Here is a 14,796-nt window from a genome sequence, read left to right as displayed (position 1 = left end):
TGCCTCCGGGCCTCCGGGCCCGCGGCTAGAAGTTGCGCAGGTTGAAGGTGAAGCCGGTGCTCGCGGTGCGGCCGGCCTCGTCCGTGGCCACGAAGCGCGTGATGACGGGGATGAGGCTGAGCGAGCGGTCCGTGTTGACCGCGAGCTCGGCGCTCGTCTGGTCCGCCTCCAGCGTCAGCGGGTCGGCGCTGAGGCGCAGGGTGGGCGACACCATCGTGATGACGAGCCGCCCGGTGAAGCCCGCCGTGCGCGTCACGGTGACGGTCGTCTTGCCGCGCGCGCCCGGGATGAGGTCCACCTGGCGGGGCTCCACGGCGAGGGAGAAGTCCTGCGTGGCCACGGGCGGCTCCAGGATGGCGATGGCGACGCCGCTGCTGGCGGTGACGTTGTTGGCCGGGTCCTCGGCGATGAACGAGATGCCCCCCACGCCGAAGGCGGTGCTGCCCGGCGCGACTTCGATGGAGAGGGTGGAGTTGGCGATGGTCTCCCCTTCCGGAAGGGAGAAGTCCGGGCCCACGGTGACGCCCGCGGGCGCTCCCGTCACGCGGATGCGCACCTCGCCCAGGTTGTCCGCGACGCGCTGCACGGCGATGTCGTAGGGCACGGTGTCCCCGGGCGCCACCGTCACCGTGTCCGCGCCCCCCCAGTCCAGACGGTAGTACGGCGTCCCGCTGCCGCAGCCCAGGGCCAGCGCGCAGGCGAGGATGGCGAGACAGGACAGGGGACGCGACATGGGAGGTTCTCCAGGGTGGCGAAGCAGGGCTTCAGCATGGGCCGGCGGAGACGGGACCCGCAAGCGGCACAAGGGGAAGGGCGGACGTCAGCGGAACAACGAACAGGCCGCCAGATAAGTCCCGACGTGCGCCTCCAGTGAAGGCGTCAGCGGCTTCGCGTAGCCGCCGCCCAGCGTGAGCACCGCGGGCAGCCCGCGCTCGCGCGCCGCACCCAGCACGCGCAGGTCCCGTTCGCGCAGGCCCGCGTGGGTGAGGGACAGCCGGCCGAGGGTGTCCTCCGCGAGCGGATCCACGCCGGCCTGGAAGAACAGCAGGTCGGCGCGCGCGGACTCCAGGACGTGGGGCAGGTGGGCGTCGAGCACGGCCAGGTACTCCGCGTCGCCCACGCCGTCCTCCAGCCCCAGGTCCAGGTGCGAGGGCTGCTTGCGGAACGGGAAGTTGTGCTCGCCGTGCATGGAGAAGGTGAAGACGGACGCGTCCCCCAGGAAGATGGCCGCCGTGCCGTTGCCCTGGTGCACGTCCAGGTCCACGACCACCGCGCGGCGGATGGCCCCTTCGGCCTGGAGCGCGCGGATGACCACGGCGATGTCGTTGAAGACACAGAAGCCCTCCCCGTGGTCGGGGAAGGCGTGGTGCGTGCCGCCGGCCAGGTTGGCGCCGAAGCCGTCCTCCAGCGCGGCGCGGGCGGCGGCCAGCGTGCCCCCCACGGAGGCGAGCGCGTTGTCCACGAGCAGGGGCGACCACGGAAAGCCCAGCCGGCGCAGCTCCGCGTCCGTGAGGGTGCCGCCGAAGAAGGCGTCCAGGTAGCGCGCGGTGTGCACGCGCTCCAGGTCGGCCCGGTCCACCAGGGGGGCCTCGAAGAGGGACGTGGGGGAGAGGATGCCCCGCGCGAGCAGCGCCTCGCGCAGCAGGCGGTACTTGTCCATGGGGAAGCGGTGGCCCTGGGGGAGGGGCACCGCGTACCGGTCGGAGTGGAAGACGCGCACGGAAGGCGGGGCGTAACGCCTCGTCGTGAGGGGTGCAACCGGTGGCGTAGACCTTCCGGCGGACCTGTCCGTTACAAGAGCAGGCGGCGCGTGATGCCCGCCCCGCTGTCCGCCCTCTGGAGCCCACCCATGAACCTGAAGCCCCTCTCGCGGGCCGTCCTGACGGCCGCGTTCGCCACCGCCCTGTCCGCTGCCCCCGCCCTGGCCATCACGCCCGTCAGCGCCCCGGCTTCCGCGCCCGGCACCGTCGCGGTGCCCGCGCCTCCCACCACCGCGAAGGCCCCGGCCGCCACGAAGCCCGTCGCCACGCCCGCCGCGCCGCCGTCGGCCGCCACGAAGCCCGGCGACAACCCCATGCCCGTGCCGCCCGCGCAGGGCCAGGACGTGCAGGCGCAGGGGACCCGGCCGGAGATTGAGGTGGCCTTCGTGCTGGACACGACGGGTTCGATGGGCGGGCTGCTGGAGGGCGCCAAGCAGAAGATCTTCTCCATCGCGTCGCGCATCGCGAAGGGCAAGCCCAGCCCGCACCTGAAGATCGCGCTGGTGGCGTACCGCGACGTGGGCGACGCCTACGTGACGAAGCGCTTCGACCTGAGCGACGACCTGGACTCGGTGTTCGCGGAGCTGCGCAAGCTCCAGGCGGACGGAGGCGGGGACTCCCCGGAGCACGTGGGGCGCGGGCTGGGCGAGGCCGTGTCGCTGCTCAAGTGGAACCAGAACCGCGAGGTGATGAAGGTCATCTTCCTGGTGGGTGACGCGCCCCCGGCCCAGCGCGAGGCGGAGTGGGACTTCAAGACGTGGTCCAAGCGCGCGAAGGAGCGCCACATCGTGGTGAACACGGTGCGCTGTGGCGGGGACTCCTCCACCGAGGTGTCCTGGCGCTACGTGGCGAAGCTGACGGACGGCACGTTCGACTCCATCGACGCGGCGGGCGGCATGGTGGCGGTGGCGACGCCGTTCGACGAGGAGCTGTCCCGCGTGAACGCGGAGCTGGCGTCGAAGACGCTCTACGCGGGCCGCAAGGAGGCGCAGGTGATGAACCGGGTCCGCGCGGATGCGATGAAGGGCATGTCCGCCGAGGCCGCCGCGGACCGCATCAGCTACATGAAGTCCAGCCGGGGCGCGGGCATGAGCGCCCCCAGCGCGGCGGCGGTGAGCAGCGCGCCCGCCACGGTGGGCGGCGCGGTGGACCTGGTGGATCAGCCGACCGCGCTCGCCTCCGTCAAGGACGACGAGCTGCCCGACGAGCTCAAGGGCCTGAAGAAGGAGGAGCAGGCCGCGAAGGTGAAGCAGCTCTCCGCCGAGCGGAAGGCCCTGGAGCAGAAGGTCGCGAAGCTCGCGAGCGACCGCGACCAGTGGCTCAACAAGAACGCCCCCGCCAAGGAGGACGCCTTCGACGCCAACGTGATGAAGAGCGTGAAGACCCAGGCGGCGAAGTTCGGCGTGGCGTACTGAAAAGCGCGGTCCGTCGCCAACGGCGCGCGGGGGAAGCACTCCCCGCGCGCCTACTCGCGCGTCACCGCCCGGAGCACCACTTCGCGGCGCTGATCCAACAGACGCATGGCCAGGGGGCGCACCACGCGGTAGACGGCGAAGTAGAGCACCGCGCTCGCGGCGATGAAGGCCACGGACGGCCAGCCCGGTCCGGCCTTGCCCGCCATCCGCAGCGCATGGCCAAAGGGCATGCAGCCCACGCTGGCGGCGAGGATGCCCAGCATGGACGCGGTGAGGGGAATCTTGTCCCGCCGCTTGAGGCTCGCGTGGAACTTCACCGGGAAGTACAGCGACAGGAAGTTGCCCGCGGCCAGCAGCATGGGCACCACCGCCGCCACCGCGACCATGGCGCACAGGAAGTCCACCAGCGTGCCCGCGCCGAAGTACACCCGGTAGAAGACGCCCACCAGCAACGCCATCCCCAGCGCCGCCACGCCCTGCACGCGGTTCTTCGCGCGCAGCACGTCCGCCAGGTCCAGCGGCGCGGCGAGGAACACCGCGAAGCCGTGCCCGTCGTACGCGAAGGTGTTCTGGGAGAACGTGGAGGCGATGACGACCGCGCCGTAGATGCTCAGGCCGCCCATCACCCACGCATCCGCGCTGTTGCCCAGCAGGAACACGAACAGGTCCCGGCCTGACAAGAGCTTCAGCAGGATGGCCAGGATGAAGGGCACCGCCGCCAGCAGCCGCGCGCGCGGGTTGCGCCACAGGTCCAGCACCTCGCGCCGCACCAGCGTGTCGAAGCGCGTGCGAGTCGTCGCGAACGGGTCGCGGTCCACGCCGTCCTTCTGCGCGCCGCCGGCACGTCCCGCCTGCCGGTGGAAGCGCAGGAGCAGCGCGTACGCCACCGCCATGCCCACGCCGGTGAAGAACAGGAGCCCCGCTGCTTCCAGGAGCGCGATGCCCACGCGCCCGTGGGCCAGCTGCCCCAGCCCGTCCCCGAAGTAGCCCGGCGGCACCTGGCTGAGCGCCACCGCCGCGTTGATGATGAGGCTCATGTCGAGCGCGCTCACGCCCGCCTCGCCCATGCTCGTCAGCCACGACGTGTCGATGGGCGGGATGAACGACGCGGCCACGAGGAACGCCAGCAGGCCGCCGCCCATGATGCGCGCGCTGTGCTTCTCCCGGAGCACGTTGATGACCGTGTACAGGCCCACCCGGCTCCACGCCGCGCACAGCAGCGCGAACAGCACGTAGAGCACCACCGCCAGCCAGGGTGACGCCAGCCGGTGCCGCGACGCATAGCCCAGCGCCGCGCCGGTGAGAGGCGCGTAGAACACCAGCGCGCGCGGCTCGAAGAGGCTCGCCACCGTGGAGCCGATCAGCAGGCGGAACGGGGAGATGGGGAACGCGGCGTAGCGGGACAGCTCGGAGTGATCATCCACGCCCGCGGACAACAGCGGCCACGTCACCCAGGTCGCGGCGGTGACGAAGCACAGGAGGTTGAGGATGAAGTAGGGCCAGACGTTGCTGTGCGCGATGGCGCCCATGCGCATCAGCTTGAAGAAGGACAGGCCCAGCAGCAGACCCGGCGCGCTGGAGCCCGCGAACGCGGCCACCGCGAGCAGCCGGCTCTTGCCCGGGCCCTGGTTGAGGCCCAGGTGCAGGCGCAGGCCCCAGAGCAGCAGCAGGTGCCGGAAGAACCCGGGGACGGGCGGGCGGCTCACGCGGACTCCCGGCGCAGCGGAAGCACCGTCCCGGCGGGGTCGGCGTAGAACGACAGCTTCGCGTTGCGCGCGGCCGGCACGGCGATCAGCTTCTCGAACACCGCCTCCAGCGTGGGCACGCCGTGCCGCTGGCGCAGCGCCTCCACCGGGCCCTGATCCAACATGCGACCGCCGCGGATGACGCCCGCGTGCGTGGCCAGCCGCTCCGCGATCTCCAGCACGTGCGTGGTGAGCAGCAGCGTCACGCCCCGGCGGCTCAGCTCGCGCAGCAGCTCCCGGATGACGCCCGCGGCGAGCACGTCGATGCCCTCGAAGGGCTCATCCAGCAGCACCAGCTCCGGCCCGTGGATGAGCGCCGCGGCGATGGCGAGCCTGCGGCGCATGCCCTTGGAGTACTCCGCCACCAGGGCGCCGGCCTTGTACGTGAGCTCCGTGAGCTCCAGCAGCTCCACCGCGCGCGACGCGGCCTCGCTGCCATCAAGGCCATACATGCGCGCGCAGAACGTGAGGTATTGCCGGCCGGTGAGGCGCTCGAAGAGGCTCAGCTCCTCCGGCACCACGCCCACGCGCTGCTTGACGTCCAGCGGCTTCGCCACCGCGTCCACGCCCAACATGCGGATGGAGCCCGCGTCCGGGCCGTACACGCCGGTGAGCAGCGCGATGGAGGTGGACTTGCCGGCGCCGTTGGGACCGAGGAACGCATAGAAGGCGCCCCGGGGAATCTGGAGGTCCAGGCCGTCCAGCGCGGTGAAGCCACCGAAGCGCTTCACGAGGCCACGGGCGTCGATTGCCAGCTCGGCGGCGGCCGGTTCTGAAAGGGGGGGCGTCATGGAAGACGCCATCACACCACGTTCCGAGGGGCCTCCCACCATCCTCGGGTTGACGGATGGCCGTGCCTGCCTGGCACTTGCGACTCAGTGCACCATGGCGACTTCAGGCGGCCCGACGATCTGCTGCACGGTGGTGCGCACCTTGTCCAGGTCCACCGGCTTGGAGATGTAGCCCGCGGCGCCCACGAGCTCCGCTTCCCACTCGAAGCCGTACCCGGAGATGATGATGATGGGCAGGTTGCGCGCCCGGGGCATCTTCTTGAGCGCGTCCAAGAGGCCCCAGCCGCTCATCACGGGCATCCGGAGGTCGAGCAGCACCGCGCCCGGAATGTCCTCCTCCAGCAGGTCCAGCGCCTCGCGCCCGTTGGCGGCCTCCGTGGTGGCGTAGCCCATCTCCTGGAGGGCATCGCAGATGAGCGTGCGGTGACTCGCGTCGTCGTCGACGACCAGGATGTTCGACATGGGTATGAGCCTCTGGGATGGCGGCGTCTGCTTGGGGACCGCGATTCTATGGGGTCAATGATGGGAATGCCCCTTCCATTGCGGAAGGGGTTGCGTTTCTTTTCAACATCAGCCCTCACCGTAAAGCCTGAGCGTATTGCCGCCCAGCACTCCCGCCAGTGCGTCCTCGGCGAGCTTCAGGCCCGCCAGCGCCTTGAGCTCCCGGTCCCAGGCGTAGGGGATGTTGGGGAAATCCGTCCCGTACAGGATGCGCTCCGGCCGCACCTCCAGCGCCTGGCGGGGCAGGGGCACGGGGAAGTAGCCGCCCACCGTCATCGTGGTGTCCAGCCAGAGGGTGTCGTGGCGCTCGAGCAGGCGCGCGTAGGCGTCGAACTCGTCCGCCCCCAGGTGGGGCACGCACAGCTTCAGCGAGGGATGATCCGCCAGCACGCGCTCCACCCGCTCCGCGGCGCAGAGCGTGTAGGGATCAGACGGATACTGGGGGCTGGCCGGCTCACGCCCCGCGTGCATCACGAGCGGCTTCCCCGCCCGGGCGCATGTCTCGTAGATGGCGTGCAGCTCCGGCGCGTCCGGGGAGAAGCACTGCACGTGGCAGTGCAGCTTCACGCCCTTCAGGCCCAGGGCGAAGGCCTCCTCCAGGATGTCCGTGGCGCCCGGTTCGCCGGGGAACACGGTGCCCAGCCCCACGACGCGGGGCTCCGCCTTCACCACCTCCGCCATGTAGGCGTTGAGGGCGCGCGCCATGCCCGGCTTGTGGGCGTAGTGCAGGGCGACCACGCGCTCGACGCCCCGGGACAGCAGGAACGACAACACATCGGGCGTGTGCAGCTTGTAGCGGATGGGCCAGCCGTAGCGGTCGAACCAGCGCCACACCGCTTCGAAGACGCGGTCGGGGAACAGGTGCACGTGGGCATCCACGACGGGCGGCAGGCCGGGGTCCACGCGGGGCCCCTCCTCGTCCGCCAGCGCGGGCATGGGCAGCCGGATGCCGCGATCACGCCACGTGGGCGCTGAAGCCAGACACGGCACCGGGACGTCGTCGTCGCCAGGGGACTCCGGGGACACCTCGGGGCATGCCCCGGGGGACGGCGTCATCCTCCGGAGCCCGCCGAACCCGCCGAGCCCGGCCCGGACTTCGCCGCGTCGTCGGCCTTCTCACGCTCGTCCATGCGCCGCAGGTAGCTGTTGTGCGCGTAGCCGTTGCGCTCCAGCCGCTGCGCCTCGATGGCGTCCGCGACCTTCGTGCACACCTGACCGAGCACGCGCAGGGACTCCGCGATCACCCGCTCCGCATGATCCTGCGCGTTGGCGGACGGAATGGTGGGCCGGTCGCGACGAAACAACAGGGGCAACTTCATCCGGTGGAATCTAAGGGATGCCCCGGCCGGGTGCCACGCGTCAGGCGCGCCCCAGCGCCCCGGTTGCTTCCTCCACGCCAGGGCAGGGCCGCGATGTGTTGACAGCGCAACGCGCCATTGCCCTTGGGTCCGACTTAACCGCGTTGACAGTCAGCCACTTTACATTTTGCACCAGCCCGGTCGCCCAGGGGGCTCGGGACAGGCCTTCGAGAGCCTCCAACCCTTTGGAATCCCGAAGGGTTTACGAATTTTCAAGCAGGGAGGTGACAGCGCGCGGATTCGCCTCTAGATTGCGTTCGTCGGATTCCCCACGTGAGGAGCTGCGCATGGCTTACGACGGCGAGCTTGTGAAGATGCAGAACGGTCGCTGGGCGCGGTTCCAGCGGTGCCAGGTGTACCGCCCGGGCGTCGCGGACGCGGGCGAGACCATGTTGCTGATCGCGGTGGAGCTGGAGGAGCGCTACCAGCAGCTGCTCGACGACGCGGCGGACTCCCTGGCGGAGTACCGTTCGCAGGGCGTGCAGGTGCGGCTGGCGCCGGACGCGCAGGGGCTCTCCCTGCAGGCTGAAACGTCGGTCTCCGCCTCCGTGAACTAGGTCCGGCCGGCGCCTTCGGGTGCCTGCCCTGCCTCAGGTTGTAAATCCCCGGGCCTCGCGCTTCACAGCGCGGGGCCCGCTGCATTTACAACCCCCGCGTCTCCCGGGTCCTTTTCACACGCGGCGCCCTGGGCACGCCAGGCGCTCGTCAGCCGCTCGCCTGACGCGATGGCGCACTCAGTCGTGGATCTGGAAGAAGTGCGCGGCGTTGTCCCGGGTGACGCGCCGCACGAGCCGCTCGGACAGCTTCGCCTTGCCCAGCAGGTTCGCCGTGCGCGCGAGGCCCAGGATGTCCCCCGCGCCGTCGCCCGCGTCCGAGTCCAGCACCAGCCGCTCACTGCCCAGCCGCCGCACCAGGGCCACCGCCCGGTCCGCCTGGAGGGCCTCCGGATGCAGCGTCAGTCCCGCCCAGTGGCCCACCTCCAGGATGGTGCGCACGGTGCGGGCGTTGGCGTGGTCCACCAGCGCGCGTGACGGCGCGAGGCCCGACTGGCGCAGGAGCGTGAGAATGCGCCGCGTGTGGCGCTCCTTGTCCCTCAAGGGCGTGTGCACCACCACGCGCAGCTTGAGCTGGCGGGCCAGGGCGAGCTGTTCGAGGAAGGCCTCCTCCTCCTCCTCGCCGCCCGCGTGCAGGCCCGTTTCACCGAGGGCCACCACGCGGCCGCCCTCGAAGTACTCCGGCAGGTGACCCAGCACTTCCGACAGGCCCCGCCGGGGGATGCAGCGCGGGTGCACGCCCAGGGCGGCCCAGGCGCGGATGCCCAGCCGCTCCAGGCGCGGGAGCTGTCGTTCGACCAGGTGGTCGAAGTGCTGACGCAGCCCCTTGGCCGTCGCCTCCGGGAAGTGATGCGCCACCACCAGGGCCCGCTCCACGCCGAAGAAGCGCATGGACTCCAGGTCCTGGTCGGTGAGGGCCTCCGGGTGGAGGTGCGCATCGAAGAGCGGCAGCGGCTCGGGCACGGGCTCGGTTCTCCTCTTCTTCAGTCCTGGCCCAGGCCAGCGCCCTCGTTGCGGGGATCGCTGGAGGAGTAGCGCAGGTGGGTGCGGGGGTCGCTGTAGACGGCCTCCGCATCACCCCAGCCGTCCATCCGGCGAATCTTATGGCCTCGGGCCTCCAGCGCGGAGAGCGTCGCGGGCTCCAGGCCCCATTTGTCCACCCACAGCTCGTCCGGGAGGTACTGGTGGTGCAGCCGGCCGGCGCCCACCGCGCGCGTCACGTCCATGCCCTGGTCCACCACGTTGCTGATGGCCTGGATGACGGTGGTGGGGATGGTGGAGCCGCCGGGGCTGCCCACCGCCAGCATCACCTGCTTCGGGTCCTCCTTGGAGAACACCAGCGTGGGCGACATGGAGGACAGGGGCACCTTGCCGGGCTGGATGGCGTTGGGCTCACCCGTGACGAGCCCGTACGCGTTGGGCACGCCCGGCTGCGCCGCGAAGTCGTCCATCTGATCATTGAGGAGCACGCCGGTGCCCTTGCCCACGACGCACGAGCCGAAGCTGTAGTTGACCGTCGTCGTCAGCGCCACCGCGTTGCCGTCCTTGTCGATGACGGAGATGTGCGTGGTGTTCTTCTTCTCCGGCTCCGGCGTGAGGGGCCCCGCGTCGTGGCGCAGCGTGGAGGCCGGGCCGCCCGTCACTGGCGCCAGCAGCGATGCGCTGGCCGTGGCCTTCTTCGGGTCGATGCTGCCCGCCAGGTCCGCGAGGTGGCCGGGCGACACCAGCCGCTCCAGCGGCACCTGCACGAAGGCCGGGTCACCCAGGTACTTCGCGCGGTCCACGTACGCGCGGCGCACCGCCTCCACGTAGAGGTGCAGCGTGTCCGGGTCGCGGTAGGGCACGCCCTGCGGACGCAGCTGTTGCAGCATGCCCAGCACCTGCACCACGGCGAGCCCGCCCGCGCTGGGAGGCGGCATCGTGAGGATGCGGTGGCCCCGGTAGGTGGTCTCCAGCGGCGCGGGCTTGCGCGTCTGGTACGCCGTCAGGTCCTCCTGGGTGAGCACGCCGCCCGCGTCCTTCACCGACTTCACCAGCGCCTGCGCCACCGGGCCCGCGTAGAACGCCTTCGCGCCGCCCTTCGCGATGAGCCCCAGCGTGCGCGCCAGGTCCGGCTGTTTGATCAGGTGGCCCACCGGGGGCACGCCCGGGGTCCCCTGCGCGTCGGGCACGAGGAAGATGCGCGCGGCCTCCGCGTCCTTGCGCAGGCACTCCGCGCGGCCCGTCGCCATCTGCTGGTACTTGGGCGTCACCCAGAAGCCCTGCTTCGCGAGCCGGATGGCCGGGGCCAGCACCACCGCGGGCTTGAGCTTGCCGTGCGTCGAAAGCAGCTCCAGATAGCCCGCCACCGCGCCCGGCACCGCCACGCTCAGCGCGCCGTCGGTGGACAGCCCCGGCACGAGCGAGCCGTCACGCAGGTACATGTCGTGGGACGCGGCCTTCGGCGCCACCTCGCGGAAGTCCAGCACCCGCGTGTCGCCCGACTTCGCGTCGTGCACCAGCGCGAACCCGCCGCCGCCCACGCCGGAGTGGTAGGGACCCACCACCGCCGCCACGAACGCCGCCGCCACCGCCGCGTCCACCGCGTTGCCGCCCTTGTTCAGCATCTCCAGCGCGGCCTCGCTCGCGGGGGGGTACGCCGTGGCCACCGCACCTCCCCGGTAGGGCCGCGCCGCCTGCACTCCCGAAGCGGCCAGTAGCACCGTGAGTCCTACCGCGCGAATCCACCCAGGTACCGCGGCTCCGATGTGTGTGTTCCCCACCTGTCAGCGCCTTTCCTTGTGATTTCCGGCCGTTCCCTAATGCACCATGCTTCGCGTCAGGACCAGGGTTTCAGCCGGGCAACATTTTTTTCCTTGGATTGTGGGTTGTCCCGAGGCAATCTTGATCCATGCGCAGCAACTGGTGGCGTCCATGAGTCCTCCGAACCCCATCGAGCCCCCCGTTCCGGTGGTGGCGCCCGTGCCGGTGCGGATGACGACGTTCCTGAAGCCGCGCTTCGGCATCACCGTCCAGCGCAACACGTTGTGTGTGGCAGTCAGCGCCCGGCCGTCTCAGGAAGGCCCCCGGCCGGTTTTGACACCCGGGCACGGTTGACGAGTTGATCGGCGGTCCCTAATTCTCCGCCGCATATGACAGCTCTGGCAGCGGTGGTCCTGTGCGCGGGGAAGGGCACGCGGATGAAGTCGGAGAAGGCGAAGGTCCTTCACCCCATCCTCGGTCGTCCCATCTGCGCCTATCCCTTGAAGCGGGCCCTGGAACTGGGCGCCACGTCCGTGGTGCCGGTGGTGGGACACCAGGCCGCCGAGGTGGAGAAGTCCATCCGCGCCCACTTCCCGGACGCGCCCCTGCGCTTCGCGCTCCAGAAGGAGCAGCGCGGCACGGCGGACGCGGTGAAGGCCGCCCAGGACGCGCTGAAGGGCCACGACGGCCGCGTGCTCATCCTCTACGGAGACGTGCCGCTCTTGCGCAAGGAGACGCTCCAGGCGCTGCTCGCCGCGCATGACGCCGCGGGCGGAGTGCTGGCGATGGTCTCCACCACGCTGGACGACCCCACGGGCTACGGCCGCGTCATCCGCGAGGCGGGCAAGGTCGCGCGCATCGTGGAGCACAAGGACTGCACCCCGGAGCAGCGCGCGGTGAAGGAGTGCAACGCGGGCATCTACTCCGTGGACGCGGCCTTCCTCTGGAAGGCGCTCGCGGAGATCAAACCCGTCAACGCGCAGGGCGAGTACTACCTCACGGACCTGGTGGAGATGGCCGCGAAGCACGGCCCCGTGGGCGCCGTGGACGCGGACGCCACGGAGACCGCGGGCGTGAACGACAAGGTGGAGCTGGCGGCCCGCGCGCGCGTGCTCCAGCAGCGGATCAACGAAGCCCACATGCGCGCCGGCGTGTCCATCCAGGACCCCGCGACGGCGTACATCGAAGAGGGCATCACCATTGGCACCGACACGGAGATTGGCCCCAGCGTCACGCTCGCGGCCGGCACCGTCGTCGGCAAGAACGTCATCATCGGGCAGGGCAGCGTGCTCACCGCCTCCCACGTGGCGGACGGAACCCACATCAAGCCCTACTCCGTGCTGGAGGAGGCGCGTGTGGGCGACCGGTGCATCATTGGCCCGTTCTCCCGGCTGCGTCCTGGGACGGACTTGGCAGAGGACGTGCATCTGGGGAACTTCGTGGAGACGAAGAAGGCCCGCATTGGCAAGGGCAGCAAGGCCAACCACCTGACTTACCTGGGGGACGCGAACATCGGCTCGGGCTGCAACATCGGCGCGGGCACCATCACCTGTAACTATGACGGGGTGAACAAGCACCTGACCGAGCTGGGCGACGGGGTCTTCATCGGCTCGGACTCGCAGCTCGTCGCCCCGGTGAAGGTGGGAGACGGCGGCTATGTCGGCGCGGGCTCCACGGTGACGAAGAACGTGCCTCCTGGGAGCCTCGCTGTGTCCCGTGCGCCACAGGTGGTGAAGGAGGGGTGGGTGGCGGCCAAGAAGGCGCGGCAGGCGAAGGTGAAGGCAGGCGGCTAGTTCTTCGTAGCGCTTGCCTGGTGGTCGGACGGTTGGGCGTCGTTGGGGTGTGGTTGGGCGTGGTTGGGATTCCCGTGATTTGCTGAGGCGGCGCGGGTCGAGAAAGAGGCAGGAACATGTGCGGGATTGTTGGTTACGTCGGTGACAAGGAGTCTGCTCCCATCCTGGTGTCGGGTCTGAAGAAGCTCGAGTACCGGGGCTATGACTCCGCGGGCGTCGCGGTGGTGAGCGGCAACCAGCTCAACGTGGTTCGCGCCACGGGCAAGCTGCGCAACCTGGAGAACCGGGTGGTGCAGGACCTGCCGAAGGGCACCACCGGCATTGGCCACACGCGCTGGGCGACCCACGGGCGCCCCTCCGATGAGAACGCCCACCCGCACACGTACAAGAACGTGGCGGTGGTGCACAACGGCATCATCGAGAACCACCTGGCGCTGAAGGTGGAGCTGCGCGCGCGCGGCCACGTCTTCGCGTCGGAGACGGACTCGGAAGTGTTCGCGCACCTCATCTCCGAAGAGGTGGAGCGCGGCGTGGACCTGCCGGACGCGGTGCGCGCCGCCATCCAGCAGGTGAAGGGCACCTACGGCCTCGTCGTCGTGTGCTCCAAGGATCCGGGCCGCATCGTGTGCACGAAGGACGCGTCGCCCATGGTGCTGGGCCTGGGCGAGGGCCAGAACTTCGTGGCCAGCGACGTGCCCGCGCTGCTCGAGCACACGCGCGACTTCGTCTACATGGAGGAGGGTGACCTGGCCGTCATCACCGCCGCCAAGGTGGACATCTACAACCGCCAGGGGAGCCTGGTGAACCGCCCCACCCGCCGCATCGACTGGACGCCGATGATGGCGGAGAAGGGTGGCTACAAGCACTTCATGCACAAGGAGATCTGGGAGCAGCCCCGCGCCATCGCGGACACGCTGCGCGGCCGGATGCTCCTGTCGGAAGGCGACGTCCACTTCGACACGTGGAACCTCTCCACCGAGCAGGTGAAGTCCTTCACGAAGATCACCATCCTCGCCTGCGGCACGTCGTGGCACTCCGGCGTCGCCGGCAAGCACATGATTGAATCGCTGGCGCGCATCCCGGTGGAGGTTGAGCTCGCGAGCGAGTTCCGCTACCGCGACCCCATCGTGGAGAAGACGCACCTGGTCATCGCCATCAGCCAGTCGGGTGAGACGGCGGACACGCTGGGGGCCTTCAAGGAGGCCAAGCGGCTGGGCGCCCACACCCTGGCCATCTGCAACGTGATTGGCAGCGCGATGACGCGCGAGTCCGACCTGCACATCCTCACCAACGCGGGTCCGGAGATCGGCGTCGCGTCCACCAAGGCGTTCACCACGCAGCTCGTGACGCTCTACCTGCTGGCGGTGAAGCTGGGCCGCATGCGCGGCTCGCTGTCGGTGGAGGCCGCCCAGGAGCACCTGACGCACCTGACCCAGGTGCCGAAGATGATTGAAGACGTGCTCAAGTGCGAGCCGCAGGTGAAGCGCGTCGCGCGCGAGTTCATGAACGCGCAGGACTTCCTGTTCCTCGGCCGCGGCCCCATGCACCCGGTGGCGCTGGAGGGCGCGCTCAAGCTGAAGGAGATCTCCTACATCCACGCGGAGGGCTACGCGGGCGGTGAGATGAAGCACGGCCCCATCGCGCTCATCGACGAGAAGATGCCCGTCGTCATCATCGCGCCGAAGCATCCGCACGTCGCGTACGAGAAGATCATCGGCAACATCGAGGAGGTCCGCGCGCGCGGCGGCAAGGTCATCGCCGTCCTGGACGAGGACGACACGCAGGCGGACAGCCTGGCCGACCACGTCATCCGCATCCCCTCCGCCTGCGCGCTGCTCGCGCCGGTGGTGGCCACCATCCCGCTGCAGCTGCTCGCCTACCACGTGGCGGAGATGCGCGGGAACGACGTGGATCAGCCCCGCAACCTCGCCAAGAGCGTGACGGTCGAGTAGCGCTGAACCGCTTCAGGCCCTGAAGAGACAAGAGCCCGGGTCCCCTCGTGCAGGGGGCCCGGGCTTCTTCGTGGCTACTTCTCCTCGGCCAGCTCCAGCAGCACTTCCAGGTCCGCCGCCGCGTCCAGCGACTCGAGCAGCTCCAGGTTCTCCACCACCTCGCGGCTGTCTCTTTATACACATCT

Annotated in this window: 14 protein-coding genes; 5 read left to right on the top strand and 9 right to left on the bottom strand. The window is 70.1% G+C overall.

Translation table 11 applies throughout. The features are described 5' to 3' along the window. Positions 1 to 25: 25 nt before the first annotated feature. Complete coding sequence (locus D7V97_RS08820; RefSeq protein WP_120610157.1) at positions 26 to 733, bottom strand: hypothetical protein; 708 nt, start codon at positions 731 to 733, stop codon at positions 26 to 28. A gap of 87 nt (positions 734 to 820) precedes the next feature. Beyond that, positions 821 to 1,720 carry a histone deacetylase gene (locus D7V97_RS08815; RefSeq protein WP_120610156.1) on the bottom strand — a complete coding sequence of 300 codons (900 nt, stop codon included), beginning with the start codon at positions 1,718 to 1,720 and terminating at the stop codon, positions 821 to 823. 129 nt (positions 1,721 to 1,849) lie between these two features. Between D7V97_RS08815 and D7V97_RS08810 the strand changes: the two genes are divergently transcribed. Then, on the top strand, positions 1,850 to 3,175 hold the full coding sequence (locus D7V97_RS08810) for a VWA domain-containing protein (protein WP_199728751.1): 1,326 nt from the start codon (positions 1,850 to 1,852) through the stop codon (positions 3,173 to 3,175). A 50-nt stretch (positions 3,176 to 3,225) separates the two neighbouring features. Here D7V97_RS08810 and D7V97_RS08805 read toward each other — a convergent pair whose 3' ends face one another. The 5 genes from D7V97_RS08805 to D7V97_RS08785 all read right to left on the bottom strand — a co-directional run bounded on the left by D7V97_RS08805 (position 3,226) and on the right by D7V97_RS08785 (position 7,531). Continuing rightward, a complete protein-coding gene (locus D7V97_RS08805) occupies positions 3,226 to 4,881 on the bottom strand; it encodes a hypothetical protein (RefSeq protein WP_120610155.1) in 1,656 nt (551 codons plus the stop codon). Then, positions 4,878 to 5,711 carry an ABC transporter ATP-binding protein gene (locus D7V97_RS08800; RefSeq protein ID WP_120610177.1) on the bottom strand — a complete coding sequence of 278 codons (834 nt, stop codon included), beginning with the start codon at positions 5,709 to 5,711 and terminating at the stop codon, positions 4,878 to 4,880. The genes D7V97_RS08805 and D7V97_RS08800 overlap by 4 nt, the downstream gene beginning before the upstream one ends. An 84-nt stretch (positions 5,712 to 5,795) precedes the next feature. After that, the gene (locus D7V97_RS08795; protein WP_120610154.1) at positions 5,796 to 6,173 is read right to left on the bottom strand and encodes a response regulator; all 378 of its coding nucleotides are present in this window, start codon (positions 6,171 to 6,173) and stop codon (positions 5,796 to 5,798) included. Positions 6,174 to 6,281: 108 nt separating this feature from the next. Further along, the gene (locus D7V97_RS08790; RefSeq protein ID WP_120610153.1) at positions 6,282 to 7,268 is read right to left on the bottom strand and encodes an amidohydrolase family protein; all 987 of its coding nucleotides are present in this window, start codon (positions 7,266 to 7,268) and stop codon (positions 6,282 to 6,284) included. Continuing rightward, positions 7,265 to 7,531 carry a hypothetical protein gene (locus D7V97_RS08785; RefSeq protein WP_120610152.1) on the bottom strand — a complete coding sequence of 89 codons (267 nt, stop codon included), beginning with the start codon at positions 7,529 to 7,531 and terminating at the stop codon, positions 7,265 to 7,267. Before D7V97_RS08785 ends, D7V97_RS08790 begins: the two co-directional genes overlap by 4 nt. Before the next feature lie 326 nt (positions 7,532 to 7,857). On the opposite strand from D7V97_RS08785, the gene D7V97_RS08780 reads away from it, so the two are divergent. Continuing rightward, positions 7,858 to 8,127, top strand: coding sequence for a hypothetical protein (locus D7V97_RS08780; RefSeq protein ID WP_120610151.1), 270 nt, complete (start codon positions 7,858 to 7,860; stop codon positions 8,125 to 8,127). 177 nt (positions 8,128 to 8,304) lie between these two features. Here D7V97_RS08780 and D7V97_RS08775 read toward each other — a convergent pair whose 3' ends face one another. Beyond that, positions 8,305 to 9,087, bottom strand: a complete 783-nt coding sequence (locus tag D7V97_RS08775; protein ID WP_120610150.1) for a TatD family hydrolase — start codon at positions 9,085 to 9,087, stop codon at positions 8,305 to 8,307. A 20-nt stretch (positions 9,088 to 9,107) separates the two neighbouring features. Beyond that, entirely contained in the window at positions 9,108 to 10,847 is a 1,740-nt protein-coding gene (gene ggt, locus D7V97_RS08770; protein ID WP_368668890.1) for a gamma-glutamyltransferase, read from the bottom strand. A gap of 190 nt (positions 10,848 to 11,037) precedes the next feature. On the opposite strand from ggt, the gene D7V97_RS08765 reads away from it, so the two are divergent. The 3 genes from D7V97_RS08765 to glmS all read left to right on the top strand — a co-directional run bounded on the left by D7V97_RS08765 (position 11,038) and on the right by glmS (position 14,611). Then, complete coding sequence (locus tag D7V97_RS08765; RefSeq protein ID WP_120610175.1) at positions 11,038 to 11,220, top strand: hypothetical protein; 183 nt, start codon at positions 11,038 to 11,040, stop codon at positions 11,218 to 11,220. Positions 11,221 to 11,255: 35 nt separating this feature from the next. Further along, positions 11,256 to 12,659: a bifunctional UDP-N-acetylglucosamine diphosphorylase/glucosamine-1-phosphate N-acetyltransferase GlmU gene (gene glmU / locus D7V97_RS08760; RefSeq protein WP_120610149.1), complete on the top strand. Its 1,404-nt coding sequence runs from the start codon at positions 11,256 to 11,258 to the stop codon at positions 12,657 to 12,659. Between the two features lie 116 nt (positions 12,660 to 12,775). Beyond that, positions 12,776 to 14,611, top strand: coding sequence for a glutamine--fructose-6-phosphate transaminase (isomerizing) (gene glmS, locus D7V97_RS08755; RefSeq protein WP_120610148.1), 1,836 nt, complete (start codon positions 12,776 to 12,778; stop codon positions 14,609 to 14,611). Positions 14,612 to 14,796: the final 185 nt, after the last annotated feature.

It is taken from the genome of Corallococcus sp. CA053C (genome assembly GCF_003611675.1).
Classification (GTDB): domain Bacteria; phylum Myxococcota; class Myxococcia; order Myxococcales; family Myxococcaceae; genus Corallococcus.
The sequence above is the reverse complement of the archived record's forward strand: the minus strand, read 5'-3'. Positions and strand labels throughout refer to the sequence as shown.